A 16,697-nucleotide genomic window follows, 5' to 3' on the forward strand; every position below is an offset into this window, starting at 1 on the left:
CCAGCTCTGGAAGAGCCAAACTCAGATGAGATTAACCTGACAACTAAAACCAACTTCTAACGGCTGACTGTCAGATCAAGTCGTGGCTATTACAAATAACTCATCGCAGCTTTTGTTCTAATGCGGATACTTATTCCTGCGGGCCTGGGAAGAGCAATCACCTGTTCCTGCTCCCGAAAGAGTTTAGCCTGATTTAGAGGATCGCGGCGGGAGTCAGGCAGACTCCCTCTTGGCAGCTAACATGAAGGCAGGCACTTCCCGACTCATCCCGAGCCTCAATTATGCTGTTCCTTGCCTTTACGTATCGTCTCTTACATAGCATGAAATAAATTACTTATTCTGCCCTGCCGATTCCTACCCGTCTATAAAACCGCTCCCGGCCCGGGCACCTCCGGCCTTATACTCATCTGAAGGCCAACTCTATCTTAATCAAAAAATAATATCAGTTTGTACCACCGATTTTGTATGTTTAAATATTCACGCTCATTTACAGCTACGATCTTATCGCTTCAATAATTGCAGAAATCAATTGTTATATGAGCCAAACGTCAAACACGCAGGATGGGGGCATTGGGTAAAGAATAAGCGTTCTGAACTGTCCATTTCTTCGCGCCAACGAAACAGGAGGATCAACGATGGTACGACAAGAATACCCTTAATTCAGGTCTGCCATATCCCTAATTCATAGTAAGAAAATCTAAAGGATTGTGTATACAAAAGATGATGAGCCGGGTTAAAATACACTTGTATTTTAAAAAATATGGTTATTTTAAATCGTATTTCTTTGAGTTTTTAATCAGAAAGTCTTTTAATGCTTATATATAACTTATATCGATCTCGAAGCTAACCAACGCAGCAGATTAAGTAGTTGTTTTCTCTGCTAACATCGAATTAACCGTATCATCTTATTCTATGAAAAAGCATGTTCTTATCCTTGAGGATGACGAAATGCTGCTTGAGTTCCTCAAAGAGAATTTATCCATACACGGGTATGAGACAACGACTTTTCTGTCGCCTGCCAAAGGGATGAGCTTTCTTCAAGATCATGACGTGGATCTTGTCCTGACCGACGTAAAAATGGATGACATGACCGGAGATGAGGTTCTCTCGCATGTGTTGAATAATCATGCGGAAACCGGTGTTATCATGATGACCGGGTTCGGGAATATCAACCATGCCGTCCGGGCCCTTCAGAAGGGAGCATTCGATTACATTACAAAACCCTTTAAGGCCAAGGAGATCATTTTTCGTATTGACCGTTATTTTGAATCGGGCACTTCCTTTGACAACCGGCACAAAATAGAAGCTTTTGCCCGGAACAAAAAACAATCCGGCAGTGGTAACAACGCGGCGGATAACAATGGGGATGATGTCGTTCAGAGGGCTGAGAAAAGATTCATAGGGGAGAACCCACAAGTCAAAAAACTGATGAACATTCTTCCCCAGATCGCCTCCACTACGGCGCCGGTGATGATCCAGGGTGAAAGCGGTACCGGCAAGGAAGTATTTGCCAATCTCATTCACGTGCACAGTAACCGGTCGGACGCCCCTTATATAAAAATAAATTGCGCCAATCTTCCCCGCGAACTGGTCGAAAGCACGCTTTTTGGTCACGTGGAAGGAGCTTTCACAGGCGCCATCTCCGATAAAAAAGGTGCTTTTGAAGAGGCGGACGGGGGCACTCTGCTGCTGGATGAAATCACCGAGGTCGATATCCATATACAGGCAAAGCTCCTGCGGGTCTTACAGGAAAATGAATTTAACCGGGTGGGAAGCCAAAAACCTGTAACGTGTGATGTCCGGATTATCGCTACCTCCAACCGCAATATTGCACAGGCTATTGCCGATGATCAGTTCAGGCGGGACCTCTATTACCGGCTGAATGTCTTTCCTATTTCTATTCCACCCCTGCGAAATCGAAAAGAAGACATTCCGCTGTTGGCAGACCACTTTGTTAGCCGTTATACGGATAAATACGGCCTGGATTCAAAGGAGCTGTCCGATGATCTTCTGGAATTTCTTATGAATAAGAAATGGAGCGGCAATGTGCGTGAACTGGAAAATAAAATCCATCGGGGTGTCATACTATCGGGAGACAGTGAGGTTATTACACTGGATCATATCGAAAAAAATATGTTTTCAAAAGTGGACCTCGAAGTGAGCGAAGAAGTTCTCACCGACTTACCGCTTATTTCCATTGAAGACATGGAACTCCAGCTGATCAAAAAGGCACTTGAGCACACCCAGGGGAATCAAAAGGAAGCCGCCAAGATACTGGGCATCACCGACCGGACCATCCGGAACAAAATTAAAAAAGCCTCCTCGGATAATTCGGAAGAGAACGCTTCTGCTTAGATCCTCTACTCTCTTCTACCTTATACTTAAAACGTAATATTTTCTACTTTCTGTTTGCTCTTGAAGTACTGTATGAGGCCTTTTCAAATCAGGGATTTTGTTCAAGGTCAAGGCCAGAGGGAGGTTGAAAGCACAGCATATAGCCCATATGTGAGGATTTCAACCGACTGATAACGCCGACATTGAGCAAAAGAACGGTTTTGCAAAAAACAGCACAAGTTTATCTGTATCATAAGGTTACAACAACATACCACAACCCGTTGTGAGAAATACGGGTCTATATAATATTAGAGACCATCGTCCGGGCCTTGTCCAGCCGATTTGTTTTGGTCAGTGATACGATTAAACGCCTTTTGAAAACTTCGTCACCCGGAAAAGCATTGCACATCTTGCTATACACATTTGCCACAAATGGATACCACTCCTGATTCATAAACATTGTCATGATATCATTGAGCTTCTCTTTTTGTTTTTCATCAAACTTATCAGGAAACACATCCTTGAACATACGGTTAAATAAATGAACGGATCGCTCATAATTTGACAATTCAATGGACAAGACCAGCACTTTGTATAATAAAACCCTGTCCACTTCTTCCCTCTTGTACGTAAATAACTCTTCAAAATAGTCGGAAGCCATATGCCGGTCACCTGCTCTGAGTGCAACATCGGAAAGATGTACGAGAATCGATTCTTCATTCATAACCTTATCGAAGCTGGACCGGGAATACAAAGACTGCTGCTCATAATACCGGCGCAGTGCGGTATGCGCGTTTCCCCATTCCTTTTGCAATTCATGAATTTTAAACTGAATGAAATAAGGCAGTGCCTGTATTGATTCAGCCTTGAGGGATTCCTCTGTGAGCGTCATCGCTTTCGACCATTTATGCTGTTCCGCCATGCAGCTCGCTAACCCGTTAACAGCAGCCAACCGGTCAAATGGCAGAAGTTTTTCCTTTTTAAGCAACTGGCGATACTGGGCCGCAGCCCGCACATATTTTCTCTCCCGGTAATAACGCGCCCCCTGTACCAAGTATAATTTGGGAGAATACGATTTTACAGAAAGTTCTTCCTCAATATCGACATGAGCTATGGGACTACTTTCCCTTTCAATAAGAACCGGACGGTTACATAATTCGATCTCCCTTTCCCTGATGTAACGGGTACAGTCCGGTATACTTTGCCCTTCAAATACGACGGTTCCCTCAACCGGCGTATGTACCAGCCGCATGTGATAAAATTGCCGGGTGTGCTCCTTCCGTTTCTGCCGTATTAAGGCGGGACACCAGGTATTTGAATCGATGAATGTACGACTTGGAAAATCACTGAAGCGTATCTGTTCATCATCTTCTACAAACAAGACCCACTCTTTATGCGCCGCTCCAACCAGGTGGTTCCATACCTCGGATCGCCTGCTGTCCCCGGAGTAGCTGTACCAGGCAACGCCGTCCGGCAGTTGGGTGGGCGGGTGCTCACCCTTGCCCGCAACGGTAATGCTGTTAAACTTTTGAGACCAGTCACGTATTTTTCGCTTGTCCAGGTAGCTGTCATCAGACAAAAACAGGACCAATTCGACCCAGTCTATCACTTCTTCCGGTTTTGCAGTGGCGGGTATAAGTTTAATATTCATAGTATCTTTGCTTTGCTATTTAGCAAAAAGGCGTAAGCAACTACCTTTAAATTTATTTGTTACCGGATAACAGATCCTCTGAAAACGGCATGTGAATAAAAGCCCTGAAAAAAACATCTTTATCCGTTATTGCCGTGCCACCGGGTTATTTTTCAATGGTTAATCCCCTGTCATATATTTCTTATATGATGATCAAATATAATTGAGCAGCACATTTTTAAACATCTTGCTGTGAGCCGCCATAGCCGACTCGTAGGCCACCTGGTTTCTCTGCAGCCGGGAAAAAGCTTCCGCGTAGTTGGTATCCACCAGCTCGCTAACATCCGACTCCTGGGTAATTTTTGTAGACTCATACTGCTCAAACATAAAATCCATTCGATTGATATTATCCCCCAGCTTTGAAGTCAGATCGGTCACATGTTCTATGGCTTCGTCACTGTCAGGAAGCAAATCATTCAGGGCCTGGTCGTCGTTATTCCGCAACGCATCTTCAATATTTCCGATAATATCAAACAGGTCCCCGGCATCGGTACCGGTCATCTCCTGTCCGGTAATGCTGATGTCAATTTCTACCCCGTCAGCGGCTACAATATGCGGGGCTTTATCATTGCTGTTACTGGTAACCACACCAGCAGTCACTTCAAAAGGTTTTACTCCGCTGTTGGTACCCGCAAAAAGATAGCGATCGCCATACTGAGCATTCATACTATCCACAATTTGATTTCTGATGCCGGAAATTTCATCCGCCATCGCCTCCCGCTCGCTCTCCCCGACCGTGTCGGACGCGCCTTTAACCATAATATCCTTAACCTGGATGAGGGCATCTATGACCCCGTCCATTGCCTCCTGGGCAAGCCGCCCCTGGCGCAATCCACTGTTAATATTGCTCTGAAACTGGTTATTTTTTTCAATATTTCCTTCAATGATTCTGCTACTCTGAAAAGAAACAGGATCCTGAGACGGCCTCCGCACTTCCCGGCCGCTTGAAAGATCCGACTGAATTTCTGCCATCTCCCCGCGGTTCTTATTGACATCCCGCATGAAGCTGGCAAACATCGACTTTTGAGTTATACGCATCATAATATTTTTATCTGACTATACTGATTAAGGTGTCATACATTTGCTGGGCGGAATTCATCACTTTAGCCGCTCCCTGGTACGAATTCTGAAACTTGATCATACGACTCAGTTCTTCATCAATATTAACGCCGGCTGTCTGTTCCTGCTGGCTTTTAAGCATCTGGATTTCAGAATCCCTGGCTTCTATTGTGGAATTGAGCCTGCTCAACTCCTCGCCCGGCTTACTGATAAAACCAACCGTATATTCCGACAGCCGCTGGTTATCACCCGCATCTCCGATAATTTTTTCATTTCTGAGATCGGCTATCCGGGAAGCCACTTCCCCGTTTCCCGCTTCTCCTGCCGTATCAGAAGCCCCGATATGGTTGGGATTATCAATAAGGGCCTGGTTGAGTTCAATATCTTCTGCTGTGGTCCCGGCAGGGTTAAAGAACGCACGCTGCGTATTGTCTTCAAGTCCGTACCCGCTGCTGTGGATATTGTTAACTTCTGATACGATCGTCGATGCTATATTATTCAGCTTCTCTTTCATTTCGGGAATCCCTTCCTGGTACATCTCTATTTCGGCCCCTATCTTTCCTCCGTCGGGCTCAACAACATAGCCATTCTCAAGCCTCAACCTGAACTTTTTATTCACGTCATCGACCTCGGCCTTCAGATGGTAGGCCTGGTCTTCATCCAGTACTTTCCGGCCTCCGATCTCAATTTGAACCGCGCCCGTGTCGGTAACCTGGCTTTCAAAGTCGACCAGCTCGGAAAGTTCATTTAGTTTGGCAACACGGATATCCAAACTGCTGTGGTCGGGCTGGCCCTTGGCTTCGCTCTGCTTAATCGAGTAATTCAATTCATTAATAGTACCCAGCAGGCTATTAATCGAATCCAGCGTTTTTCCGGCAAAATTTTGTACCAGGTTGCTTGTCTCATCCGTGCTTCGGCTCATTTCCCGCAGTTTGCTGGTAAGCTGCTGCGATTCATTGATAAGGTTATTGCGGACGCTCACATCCTGCGGGTTACTCGCCAGCTCCGAGAAGTTATCAAAAAGTCCCCCCACCTGGCTGTCCAGATCCTCCCCGTAGTCGGATACCACGGAGGCCTCTAACTTTTCGTAAAGCTCAGCCTTCTTTTCCAGGTATCCCATATCCTGCTTCTTTTTGTTAAGCAGCACATCGTTCATCCCATCCCGCAGCCGGCTTACATCGTCAATATTTACTCCGAGTCCGGCGTGATATCCGTCCATCTGCATGCCGTCCGGAGATTTTTCCACGCGCTGGCGGCTATAGCCCGGCGTGTCGGCATTGACAATATTGTTTGATGTCACCGACATAGAATGCTGCGCACTCTGCAGGCCGCTTTTTGCAATTTCAAATAGTGATCTCATGGGTCATGCTTCTTTGTTAACGGTCATTCCGGATGAAATTTCTTCTTTCTGTCCGCCCGAGCCATAATGCGTACTCTTACGGTTATTCAGGCTGTAAATAGCATACATAAGCTCAGCATTCCGGTTTAACGCAAAGTCCAGCAGCTCAACAACCCGTTCATTTTTCCGCTTGAGCTCCCGTGCTTGCCGGCGAAGCTGCTCTTTCCACTTGTCAATCGTTGAGGAAGCATTAGGAAAAATGCCTTTCAGCTGTTCCAACCGGACCTCATGAGACGATACCCCGGCCGGTTCCAACAGGTGGTGCAGCTGATCGATAAATTTTTGCTCCTGCTGATTATACCGTCCCTTTAAATCGGTATATGCTTCCGTATATATTGTAAGCTTTTCCTCATCAGCCGAAATAATGGCTTCGGTCTGTTTATCCAGGGTCTCCTTCATTTGCCGGGCCAAACCCTGCAGGCTTTCCACCTTTTGTTCTATCTGCCTGAACGACTCGTTGATTTCATTTTCTGATTGCATGTTATTCGGATCTTTACTGCCGGTTATCATTTAATTAAAACGATGTTCGCTGCTTCCAGTGCTCGGTAATCAGATCGGCCATCCCCAGCTTCCGCTGTTTTGCTATTTCATTGGCAAGCGTTTCCGTTATATGCCGGCGATACATATTGTTAGACTGACCCAGAACACCATTGTTATCGTCCATTTTGAACGAATCTTTAGTGAGTTCGCTGACTAATTTGCGGGCAAAGATCTCCTCGAAATCAGTAGCTATTTCCTCCTTTTTTATTTCATCGCTGCGGGATTTGCTCATCCCCATATCCGTATCCCCCTGTAGCGTATGCGCTATTGCATTAATATTCACATTCATATTCATATATACTGGTAGGTTAGGTTGTTATTGATTTTTTTAGACTGGACCTTCGCGAGACCTGCCCGGCCCGTGCTGCATTCCGGATCCCGGCGGCAGCCGCTAAAGGAAGCCAGTTTTTTATCAAGACCTCCCATACAAGAGGCATTTCCATGCGTGTGCAAGAGCGCTTTACATCACTATTAATTCCCCCTGCAGGGCGCCGGCACGATCCAGCGCCTGGAAAATCGAAATGATATCCCGGGAGCTCAGTCCCAGTGAATTCAGGGATTCGCCCAGCTGCTGCACATTCGTATTCGGCTCCAGAACGATATTCTGTGCTGACTCTTCGCTGATACCGACATCGGGTACCGCAAATACCTGCGTATCCCCGCCGCTGAACGGCGGAGGCTGACTTACAAAAGGCGTTACCTGCGTCCTCACCTGTACGCTGCCGTGCGACACCAGCGCATTGTCGATCGTCACATCTCCACCCGTCACAATGGTACCGGTCCGTTCATTGATTATAATTCTTGCAGGCTTATCGAGCTCTACCTCCTGCTCCATGATCGTGCTGACAAACACGTTTCGCGTCCCCTGTGTCTGAAACGCTGCCGGCCATTCCACCTGTACCATACCCGGATTGAATACGGATGCGATTTCTTCGTCAAAACTGCTATTAATCTCCTCTGCTATCCGGCGCGCATTAACGTAGCCCGGGTCATCCAGTACCAAACCCAGCGGCTGATCGGGATCGAGCTGAAAATCATTATCTTGCTGCACAATGCCCCCCCCCGGGATCGTAGCCGTCAGAGAGCCGTTCCTTGACAGGCGCGTACTGCCCACCTCCTCTTTAATACCGCCGGTTACGAGCGGTCCCTGCGCCTCTGCATATACTTCCTTCGTCGTAGGGTCCAGCAAAGGGGTTTCCAGCAGCACGCCGCCCTCCAGGCTGCTTGCATCACCCATGGAAGACACCGTAATATCAATATCACTTCCTTTCCCGTGATAGGGTCCGATGACCGCCGTAACCATAACAGCGGCTACATTCCGGGTGCGAAGCCGCTCGGGATCTACTCGTATGCCAAAATTATCAAGCATATTGGCAATAGACTGCACCGTAAACTCGGCCCCCCTCCTGCTTATCGTCCGGTCTCCCGAACGATCCAGGCCGGTTACCAGTCCATAGCCTACAATCTTCTTAGCTGAGGCGTCCTGTACCTTTACCAGTCTGTTTAAACGGCTTTGAGCCTCTGCCTCAGCCGTCGCCAGTACTGATACCAGCAGAGCCAGACAAAAAAGCTGCCATCCATATTTTTTATTATTCGTCATGGTCATTTCATTACTGATTCATACTTTTAAGAACAACAGCCGCACCGACGACAATGCCCACTCCGGCAAGCGCTACTCTTTTGAAAAATCCTTCCTTCTTGGTTACGCCTCGTATGTCGCCGTCTTTCTCATAATTAATCCGGGCGTTGGCCACCCGGTACGACACGATCTGATTTCGCCCGTTGATATCACGGGGACGTACTACGCCGGTCAGATCCATCCTGTGGCGCTCCCCATTTATTTCGGTAGACCGGCTGCCTTCGATAACGAGGTTTCCACTGGGGGTGACCTCCGTTACCTCCACGCTCATGACGCCCTCAAGGAGTTGTCCCTGGTTGGTTTCCACCCGTTCATCGGAATCGTAATTGACCTGCGCACCGGTCCCGAAGGTGGGCTGAAACGGCATAAAATTGCTCGAGGCAGAGCCCTCCGCCGCAGCGGCTGCATTGGAGCTGTTCTGGGCATCCGAGCTGGTGCTTCCCGTTATGTTTTCCTGAAGGATAACCGTTATGATGTCCCCGACCTGGCTGGCCGAATTGTCCTCGTACATCGATTGTCCCCATACCGGAACAGCTGCCACAAGGGTTAAAACGAATACCAATACCGTATGTCTGATTGTCAAAGCGTTTGTTTCCATTTTGTTATACCCGGACGTATTACTTCGCCCTTATATTTTTTTCTCGTTTCGTTGCTGTAAATACTGATGATATCCCCTTCGGCTCCATTTTCACGTGCCTCTCCCATAAGCTGAACGCGAACTCCCCGCTTCTCAATAATAAGCTTCACCCGGTCACCGGCATCGATAATATATTCCCGTACGAGATATGAACGCCGTACCGGCTGTCCCGACAACAACGTTCTGCGGAGTTTGTTGCCGCTTATCATACCTGCCTCTTCCATCAGATCGCCCTTGTTGCGCCCGAGTGACACCCACTGCTCTTCGAGGTCTCCTTCCCTGATCTCTTCTCCCCTCGAAATGCGCCGGATAACCACGGGAAGCTTTTTTTCAATATCCACGGCCAGCTGAATGCTTGCCTTATCGCGGCGGCCGCGATCCCGGTAAACAACGTCAAAGTCGGTATAGCGCTGCACCTGTCCCTTAAGCTCCACAGCCACAATATTCTCCGCCTCCCGGGCCATCAGGTTTCTCGGTATCCATCGTGCCGTAACCTCAAACCGGTAGTCCCCCGATGAAAAATGACGGGCAATTTTCGCACGAGCTTTTTTCAGGATGACCTCCTTCGCATCCGTCGCTTTATCCGCACCGGACAGGATCGTACCTGCGGCATAAGCGGGGAATCCATCACCGGCCGGGAATCCCGGTCCCGCCGCCGTCGCATATCCTCCCGGAATACCGCCGGTACCGGCGATCAGGGCCGACATCATACATATCGTTTTGAAGGTCATTGGCTGATCCCCGGCTTATCGTTTAATGGAATTGGTGACCGACATCATGTCTTCGGCAGACTGAACCATCTTGGAGTTGGTCTCATACGCCCGCTGCGCTTCAATGAGCTGCACCATTTCGGTTACGACATCCACATTGGAATCCTCGAGGTATCCCTGGCGCACGACCCCGAACCCCTCTGCACCCGGACGGTCAATAAAGGGCATGCCCGAGGCCTGAGTTTCCATAAACAAATTATTGCCCCTGGCTTCGAGTCCGCCGGGATTTGAAAACTTGGCCAGCTCTATCTGTCCCAGTTCGATCTCCTGGTTATCCCCCATCAGGGCCGTTACCGTGCCATCCTGGGACACTTCGACCGCCTTGGCCTCCATGGGTACTTCAATAAGGTCGGCCAGCGGCAATCCGGAATTCGTTACCAGCATACCGCTCGAATCGCGGCTAAAATTGCCGTCACGGGTATACCCGATGGTCCCATCAGGCATCTCCACCTGGAAAAAGCCATCGCCGCTGATTCCCATATCCAGGGGATTGGCCGTCTCGCTCATCGACCCCTGCATATAATTTCGGATTGTGGAGACCGCGCGCGCACCGTGACCGATTTGCAGGTCCGGGCTGTCATTGGACAGCCTGTTTGCCGCGGCTCCGGGTTTGGAAACCGCTACGTTTTCATAAAACAGATCCTGAAAGGCAATCGTGCTGCGTTTAAATCCCGTCGTGCCCACGTTAGCCAGATTATTGGCGATGTTGTCAACGGACTTCTGCTGTGCACTCATCCCGAGTGCGGCCGTATTTAAAGCTCTAAACATAAGTGTGATATTTTATTAATATTAAAATTGTCCAAGTTTGGATGTAGCCTGTCCCAGCATTTCATCGGTCGTTCTGATAGCCCGCTGCTGCGACTCAAAGGTCTTTACGGTCTGCATCATGTCGACCATTTCATTCAGGGGATTGACATTCCCCTTTTCAAAATAGCCCTGCATGATGCTGCTGGAGTGATCTTCCGTAAGCATCTCTTCGGTTGCCTTGAAATAGTTGCTCCCCTGGCGTTCCAGCTGAGATGGATCTTCCACTCCGACCGTCCGTATCTGGTCATATACTTCATCGTTGATACGAATAGTCCCGTCGGTCGCTACTTCCATGCCGCCCCCGCCATTGTTGGCTTCGGTGGCCCTGATGAGATCGGGCATATTAATAGGTCCCCCGTTCCCGATAACCTTGCTGCCGTTTCCGTCAACCAGAAATCCGTCCGGATCAATATGGAACCGTCCGTCGCGCGTCAGCTGCCGCTCCCCGTTCTGTCCCTCGACCATAAAGAATCCCTCGCCTTTGATAGCAAAGTCAAACTCATTGTTCGTAGCCTCCAGCACGCCCTGCGACATATCGAGATGCTGCCTCGGGATCGTCCGGCTGACTTCCCGGCCGTCCACCTGTTCCTTCACCATCTGGTAAAAGACCTTGTTACCCTTAAACCCCGGCGTATTGATATTGGCAAGGTTGTCGGCCGTAACCTCCTGGGTCTTCGACAGCATTTGCATCGCCTGCATCTGCGCTTCTAATCGTTCTAACATGGTAAGTTCATATCTCATTTGTGTTTTCGTGCGCCGGGTCCCGCCGGCTTGTGTAGTAGTACCTTCAAATTCTGTGCCACTTCATTATTTGCTGCCTTAACCGCCGGCCGGGACTCCTCTTTCCTTCCGCTGTATCGCTGTCTCCAAAGCATCGCAGCCTGCTCCTCTGTCTTCCCCGCCCGTACCACCTCCCGCAAAAAGAGGCCGGTCAAAATGGAAATGTTTTCCGCTTCCGTGGATGTTTTCTCCCTTTTCCCGAAAATAATCATCCGTAATAGTGATAAATCGACCTCCAGGGAAGTGGTACTGTATTTGTTTTATCTATCCTCTATGGCAGACCAAAACTCAGCTCAGGAAAAAACAGAGGATCCCACACCGCGGAAGCTGGAGAAAGCCCGCGAGGAAGGGAATGTCAGCGTCAGCAAAGAAATTTCTTCGGTCATGCTGATGCTTGTCTCCCTGTTTACCTTCATCGGGATGGGCAGCTTTATGTACCAGCATGCGGAAGCTGTCTTTGAAATTTTCTTCCTGAATTCAGCGATGCCTATTGACAATCAAAACCAGGCAATCATGTATCTTAAAGTGGCCTCAACCCATGCCTACCAGCTCATGCTCCCGCTGTTTATGATCCTGCTTGCCACTGCTCTTTTTGTCAATCTTGTTCAAACCAAGGCGGCCTTCTCCTTTAAGGCCATACAGCCCAAGGGAAGTAAAATTAATCCTGTCAACGGCATCAAACGGGTCTTTTCAAAGCGTGGACTGGTCGAACTTGCCAAGGGACTCTTTAAACTGCTGGTCATGGGCGTGATCGTCTATTCTACCATCCAGGACAATATCGAGCACTTCGTCTCTTTTGCTATCATGCCGCTGGAATACAATATCAGCGAATCGGGCTCTCATATCCTGCTGTTTGTCACCAAGGTCCTGGCAGCACTCCTGGTCATGTCTATTGCCGACGCCGCTTACCAGCAGTACCAGCACAAACAGGATCTGAAAATGAGCAAACAGGAAGTAAAGGATGAGCATAAACAAAGCGAAGGCGACCCGAAAATGAAAGGCAAGCGTAAACAGCTGGGGATGTCTCTTCGAAAGAAGCGGCTTGATCACGCCGTCCTCGATTCGGATGTGGTCGTCACCAATCCCGTCCACTACGCTATTGCCCTGCAGTACGATCCCGATGAAACCAATGCCCCTGTCGTGATGGCGAAAGGCCAGCGGTTGCGAGCCCAGAAAATAAAAAAACTGGCCAGAGAATATGATATTCCCATCGTGGAAAATAAACCGGTGGCCCAGGCTCTTTTTGCTTCGGCCGAAGTGGATGAATTCATCCCGGAGGATCTGTTCAGGGCCGTCGCCGAAATTCTGGCGTATGTCTACAAACTCAAAAACAAACACAATATTTAGCAGCATCAACCATGGCATTATCCGATATCAATACCGCTAAGCTCAGGGACCGGTTTTTCCAGACGGATGTCCTGATCTCTTCCAGTATCATCATGATCCTGTCGATCATGATTCTCCCTTTTCCCGCCGGACTGATGGATTTTTTCCTGGCGCTTAACATTTCGCTTTCAATCATCGTACTGCTGGTGGCCTTTTATACGCTCAAGCCCCTTGAGTTTGCGGTTTTCCCGGGCATGCTGCTTATCCTGACCCTCTTCCGGCTTTCGCTTAATATCGGTACCACGCGTCTCATCCTAAGCGAAGGCTACGCGGGTTCCATTATCGAATCCTTCGGCGGATTTATCGTTCAGGGCAACTATGTGATCGGGATCATTATTTTTGCCGTACTTATCATTATCAACTTTGTGGTTATTACCAAGGGAGCCACCCGTATTGCCGAGGTGGCCGCCCGTTTTACCCTCGATGCCATGCCCGGCAAGCAGATGTCTATTGACGCCGACCTCAGTGCCGGGCTCATTACCGACCAGGAGGCGAAGGAAAGACGGGAAGAAATTGCGCGGGAAGCCGATTTCTACGGGGCCATGGACGGGGCCAGCAAGTTTGTCCGCGGTGACGTTATTGCGGGACTCCTGATAACTTTTATCAACATTATTGGCGGACTTGTGATAGGGACCATGCAAAACGGTATGGATCTTACAGAGGCCGCCAGGGTGTATACCCTGATGACTATAGGCGATGGACTGGTATCGCAGATCCCGGCCCTCCTCATCTCCACCGCTGCAGGTATTATCGTATCACGCGCCGCCTCGGAAGGCAATTTAAGCAAGGAGCTCACCTCACAGCTGCTTGGCAATCCCAAAACGCTGGTGCTCGGCGCCTCATTCGTTCTCTTTTTGGGTATCATGCCCGGCATGCCCTTCATCCCCTTCGGGAGCATGGGAGCGCTTTTCCTCTTCCTGGCCTACAAGCGAAACGAGGATGAAGAACAGGAGCAAAGAGAAGAAGCCAAACAGCAGCAAGAACTGCCGGACAAAAAAGAGGATCGTGTTGAGGATTACCTGCTGCTCGATACGCTCGAGCTCGAAATCGGGTACAGCCTCATATCGATGGTGGAAGAACAACAGGGCGGTGACCTGCTCGACCGTATTACTTCCCTCAGAAAACAGCTGGCCACCGAGCTCGGCATTATCATTCCTTCGGTGAGGGTACGCGATAACGTTCAGCTCGACGCCAACCACTATATTATTAAGATGCGGGGCATTCAACAGGGACAGGGCGAACTCCTGCCCGACTATCACCTGGCCCTCCTGCCCTCCGACCTGGATGCCAATATCCAGGGGATAGAGACCAAAGATCCCACCTTCGGCATGGATGCCATCTGGGTAAGCGGAAAAAATAAATCCCAGGCGGAAAAATTTGGTCTTTCTGTCATTGAGGCGGGAGCGGTCATCACCACTCATCTGATGGAAGTTTTGAAAAAGAATGCCCACAAGCTCATCGACCGCCAGATGGTCAAACGGCTGATTGACAATATTGAAGAGCAATCCCCGGCGTTGATTGAAGAACTTGTACCGGAAGGCATGCAGATAGGTGAAATACAAAAAGTACTTAAACGCCTGCTGCGGGAACGCATTCCCATCAATAACCTGGTTACCATCCTTGAAACGCTGGCCGATCACTGCAAACAGACCAACAATACGGATGTGCTCACAGAATACTGCAGGGCAGCGCTTTCGGAAATTATCACCCGGAAGTTTGTGGGCGGAAGTGATGAGCTGGTGGTGGTCATGATGGATTCCAACCTCGAATCGCGCCTAATCGAACAGGCCCAGCAGGGCAACCTGAATTCCAACACCCTGGGACTCGATCCCGGTATCGTTGAAGTGGTGTACAAAAATGCTTCCGAAACATTTGAACGCATGATTCGCCAGGGGTACGACCCTGTATTGCTGACCTCACCGGTCTTGCGGCACACGCTTTTCGAATTTTTGGCACCAATTTTGCCGGAAATAAATGTACTGTCGTATAATGATATCAGCCAGGATGTACAGTTTAAAACATTTGACAGGCTAAGCCTTCAACAAGCAGAATTAAATGAACATGCCTCCGTATGATACTGCATAAATTCTTAGACAAAACAATCGAAGCAGCCAAACAAAGCGCCATGCAGATGTATGGGAACGATCTGTCAACGCTTAAAGGCATTCTGCAAGATACGGACGATAAAAATGAAGAAGACCGTCCCGGCCGCGACCGCGAGAACGGCGAGGAAGGGGAACGGCTCTTATCGGCCGCTGCAAAACCCGGGGGTGGGGTGACGTTCGAACGCTCTGAGCAGGGCGATCAAAAGAAATCGGCCGCCGTTGAATCAAAATTAACGGCCATACGGGCGTATGCGGCCCGGCAGACGGCTTCTGACATCAATGAAATCAACGGATGGAAGGAACCGGCCGTCGGGGCCTTGCCCTCCGAAAAATCCAGCAGAGCCAAAAATCCGCCCGACAACCCTGCCACTAAACAGGTATACAGCAGAAAAGACCTGCGGGGACCGGGACGCGCCGCCGGTTCGGCAGCGAATGATAACACGGCTGTTCGAAATAACAGGAGCACTGGGAGTAAGAAAAAAGAGGAATCCGGCGCACGGGACGGACAGCCATTTCGAAATGTTGCTAAAACGAGGCCCGGCCTGGCCAGCAATAGCCGGCCGAAAGAGTCTTCCGGACCCGGGGCCGGGGAAAAGGAATCCCCCCTGCTCCGGCGGCTGGACCGGTTAGAATCGCTGATGCACCTTACCTTGTCTTCGGCTGATCTCAGCCATGCTTCCCATCCGGCTTACCATAAACTTCTGCATAAAGGCGTACCCAAGCGACTTATTTCCGATTGGTTTCATACCCTATCAAACCAGGGAATTCATCCCGGGGAACAGCAGAAGCTGTTTAACTCAAAGCTTTCGAACATCATTTGTGAAGTGATCACAAAAGCCAAAGCGCGTTCGGGGGGAAAACTGTTATTTTTTATGGGCCGATCGGGCACGGGCAAAACGCACCTTATCATGAAACTAAGCCAACACCCCCGTTTAATGGCAGACAAAAAAATAGCCGTTGCCTCCCTGGAACCCCCGGCAGGAACAAACCACCCGTATTATACCATTTTAGCACCCTTTTGCAGGGATCGTGATCTCCCCTACTACCGGCTCAGAGCGGGAACTACGGCTGATGCCATGATCAAAGAATGGAAGCAGTTTGACCATATCCTTATTGATACACCCTCCGTGGAAAAAATAGAGGAAAATAGCTTCAAACAGTTGATGGAGGTCAAAGATCAGCTGAAGTCGGCCTACAGCTCCGAGACACATTATGTAGTTAATACAGCCGTCAACGGGGTCGCTTTCCATGATCCGCTGGCCGCCCGGACAGAGTCCGATCACCTTGCACTTACTCACATTGACAAATCCGACAGGTGGGGACAGACCGTCCAGCTGATCGCGCAGACAGACTACAGCCTGCGTTTTATCAGCAGCGGAGAAACGATCCCCGATGATTTTGATATCTTTGATCCGGAACGCTTTGCAGAAAATCTGCTCAACTGACACAGGCAAGGTATTATGCTACGTTGAAACAATAAATTTGAAACAAATGCTATTACAGCTGAATACATATGTTATGATGATCATTTATAAATCCCGTTTTCAAAAC

The 16,697-nt window shown here is 49.1% G+C and carries 15 protein-coding genes; 4 read left to right on the plus strand and 11 right to left on the minus strand.

Annotation, left to right across the window (positions count from 1 at the left end; all coding sequences use genetic code 11):
- Nucleotides 1-912: 912 nt before the first annotated feature.
- Nucleotides 913-2,355: a sigma-54-dependent transcriptional regulator gene (locus tag BUB16_RS15935; protein ID WP_073066800.1), complete on the plus strand. Its 1,443-nt coding sequence runs from the start codon at nt 913-915 to the stop codon at nt 2,353-2,355.
- A 277-nt stretch (nt 2,356-2,632) separates the two neighbouring features.
- On the opposite strand, the gene BUB16_RS15940 is transcribed toward BUB16_RS15935, so the two are convergent.
- From BUB16_RS15940 to BUB16_RS15990, 11 genes are all read right to left on the minus strand, one after another.
- Nucleotides 2,633-3,985 carry a tetratricopeptide repeat protein gene (locus BUB16_RS15940; RefSeq protein ID WP_073066803.1) on the minus strand — a complete coding sequence of 451 codons (1,353 nt, stop codon included), beginning with the start codon at nt 3,983-3,985 and terminating at the stop codon, nt 2,633-2,635.
- 192 nt (nt 3,986-4,177) lie between these two features.
- Nucleotides 4,178-5,065, minus strand: coding sequence for a flagellar hook-associated protein FlgL (gene flgL / locus BUB16_RS15945; RefSeq protein ID WP_084088353.1), 888 nt, complete (start codon nt 5,063-5,065; stop codon nt 4,178-4,180).
- Nucleotides 5,066-5,072: 7 nt separating this feature from the next.
- The gene (flgK, locus tag BUB16_RS15950; RefSeq protein WP_073066809.1) at nt 5,073-6,443 is read right to left on the minus strand and encodes a flagellar hook-associated protein FlgK; all 1,371 of its coding nucleotides are present in this window, start codon (nt 6,441-6,443) and stop codon (nt 5,073-5,075) included.
- Nucleotides 6,444-6,446: 3 nt separating this feature from the next.
- Nucleotides 6,447-6,962 carry a flagellar export chaperone FlgN gene (flgN, locus tag BUB16_RS15955; RefSeq protein WP_170864431.1) on the minus strand — a complete coding sequence of 172 codons (516 nt, stop codon included), beginning with the start codon at nt 6,960-6,962 and terminating at the stop codon, nt 6,447-6,449.
- A gap of 34 nt (nt 6,963-6,996) precedes the next feature.
- Nucleotides 6,997-7,317, minus strand: coding sequence for a hypothetical protein (locus tag BUB16_RS15960; RefSeq protein ID WP_073066815.1), 321 nt, complete (start codon nt 7,315-7,317; stop codon nt 6,997-6,999).
- A 165-nt stretch (nt 7,318-7,482) separates the two neighbouring features.
- Nucleotides 7,483-8,622: a flagellar basal body P-ring protein FlgI gene (gene flgI / locus BUB16_RS15965; protein WP_073067034.1), complete on the minus strand. Its 1,140-nt coding sequence runs from the start codon at nt 8,620-8,622 to the stop codon at nt 7,483-7,485.
- 10 nt (nt 8,623-8,632) lie between these two features.
- Nucleotides 8,633-9,259: a flagellar basal body L-ring protein FlgH gene (locus BUB16_RS15970; protein ID WP_073066818.1), complete on the minus strand. Its 627-nt coding sequence runs from the start codon at nt 9,257-9,259 to the stop codon at nt 8,633-8,635.
- Complete coding sequence (flgA, locus tag BUB16_RS15975) at nt 9,241-10,029, minus strand: flagellar basal body P-ring formation chaperone FlgA (RefSeq protein WP_084088355.1); 789 nt, start codon at nt 10,027-10,029, stop codon at nt 9,241-9,243. The genes BUB16_RS15970 and flgA overlap by 19 nt, the downstream gene beginning before the upstream one ends.
- Nucleotides 10,030-10,044: 15 nt before the next feature.
- Nucleotides 10,045-10,836, minus strand: a complete 792-nt coding sequence (gene flgG, locus BUB16_RS15980; RefSeq protein WP_073066824.1) for a flagellar basal-body rod protein FlgG — start codon at nt 10,834-10,836, stop codon at nt 10,045-10,047.
- 21 nt (nt 10,837-10,857) lie between these two features.
- Entirely contained in the window at nt 10,858-11,598 is a 741-nt protein-coding gene (locus BUB16_RS15985; RefSeq protein ID WP_170864433.1) for a flagellar hook-basal body protein, read from the minus strand.
- A 14-nt stretch (nt 11,599-11,612) separates the two neighbouring features.
- A complete protein-coding gene (locus BUB16_RS15990) occupies nt 11,613-11,867 on the minus strand; it encodes a hypothetical protein (protein WP_170864434.1) in 255 nt (84 codons plus the stop codon).
- Nucleotides 11,868-11,928: 61 nt separating this feature from the next.
- On the opposite strand from BUB16_RS15990, the gene flhB reads away from it, so the two are divergent.
- The 3 genes from flhB to BUB16_RS16005 are packed head-to-tail and all read left to right on the plus strand — an operon-like array spanning nt 11,929 to nt 16,591.
- On the plus strand, nt 11,929-13,002 hold the full coding sequence (gene flhB, locus BUB16_RS15995) for a flagellar biosynthesis protein FlhB (RefSeq protein WP_073067035.1): 1,074 nt from the start codon (nt 11,929-11,931) through the stop codon (nt 13,000-13,002).
- Nucleotides 13,003-13,013: 11 nt separating this feature from the next.
- On the plus strand, nt 13,014-15,116 hold the full coding sequence (gene flhA / locus BUB16_RS16000) for a flagellar biosynthesis protein FlhA (RefSeq protein WP_073066833.1): 2,103 nt from the start codon (nt 13,014-13,016) through the stop codon (nt 15,114-15,116).
- Entirely contained in the window at nt 15,113-16,591 is a 1,479-nt protein-coding gene (locus BUB16_RS16005) for a hypothetical protein (RefSeq protein ID WP_073066836.1), read from the plus strand. Before flhA ends, BUB16_RS16005 begins: the two co-directional genes overlap by 4 nt.
- The last annotated feature ends 106 nt before the right edge of the window (nt 16,592-16,697 follow it).

The sequence above is a fragment of the Fodinibius roseus genome (assembly GCF_900129315.1).
Taxonomy (GTDB): Bacteria; Bacteroidota; Rhodothermia; order Balneolales; family Balneolaceae; genus Fodinibius; species Fodinibius roseus.

What these genes read in the sequence shown, in the direction of transcription:
- BUB16_RS15970 (WP_073066818.1), bottom strand. Translation starts at nt 9,259, where the DNA reads ATGGAAACAAACGCTTTGACAATCAGACATACGGTATTGGTATTCGTT.
- BUB16_RS15960 (WP_073066815.1), bottom strand. Translation starts at nt 7,317, where the DNA reads ATGAATATGAATGTGAATATTAATGCAATAGCGCATACGCTACAGGGG.
- flgN (WP_170864431.1), bottom strand. Translation starts at nt 6,962, where the DNA reads ATGCAATCAGAAAATGAAATCAACGAGTCGTTCAGGCAGATAGAACAA.
- BUB16_RS15935 (WP_073066800.1), top strand. Translation starts at nt 913, where the DNA reads ATGAAAAAGCATGTTCTTATCCTTGAGGATGACGAAATGCTGCTTGAG.
- BUB16_RS15940 (WP_073066803.1), bottom strand. Translation starts at nt 3,985, where the DNA reads ATGAATATTAAACTTATACCCGCCACTGCAAAACCGGAAGAAGTGATA.
- BUB16_RS15990 (WP_170864434.1), bottom strand. Translation starts at nt 11,867, where the DNA reads ATGATTATTTTCGGGAAAAGGGAGAAAACATCCACGGAAGCGGAAAAC.
- flhB (WP_073067035.1), top strand. Translation starts at nt 11,929, where the DNA reads ATGGCAGACCAAAACTCAGCTCAGGAAAAAACAGAGGATCCCACACCG.
- flgI (WP_073067034.1), bottom strand. Translation starts at nt 8,622, where the DNA reads ATGACGAATAATAAAAAATATGGATGGCAGCTTTTTTGTCTGGCTCTG.
- BUB16_RS15985 (WP_170864433.1), bottom strand. Translation starts at nt 11,598, where the DNA reads ATGTTAGAACGATTAGAAGCGCAGATGCAGGCGATGCAAATGCTGTCG.
- flgG (WP_073066824.1), bottom strand. Translation starts at nt 10,836, where the DNA reads ATGTTTAGAGCTTTAAATACGGCCGCACTCGGGATGAGTGCACAGCAG.
- flgL (WP_084088353.1), bottom strand. Translation starts at nt 5,065, where the DNA reads ATGATGCGTATAACTCAAAAGTCGATGTTTGCCAGCTTCATGCGGGAT.
- BUB16_RS16005 (WP_073066836.1), top strand. Translation starts at nt 15,113, where the DNA reads ATGATACTGCATAAATTCTTAGACAAAACAATCGAAGCAGCCAAACAA.
- flgA (WP_084088355.1), bottom strand. Translation starts at nt 10,029, where the DNA reads ATGACCTTCAAAACGATATGTATGATGTCGGCCCTGATCGCCGGTACC.
- flgK (WP_073066809.1), bottom strand. Translation starts at nt 6,443, where the DNA reads ATGAGATCACTATTTGAAATTGCAAAAAGCGGCCTGCAGAGTGCGCAG.
- flhA (WP_073066833.1), top strand. Translation starts at nt 13,014, where the DNA reads ATGGCATTATCCGATATCAATACCGCTAAGCTCAGGGACCGGTTTTTC.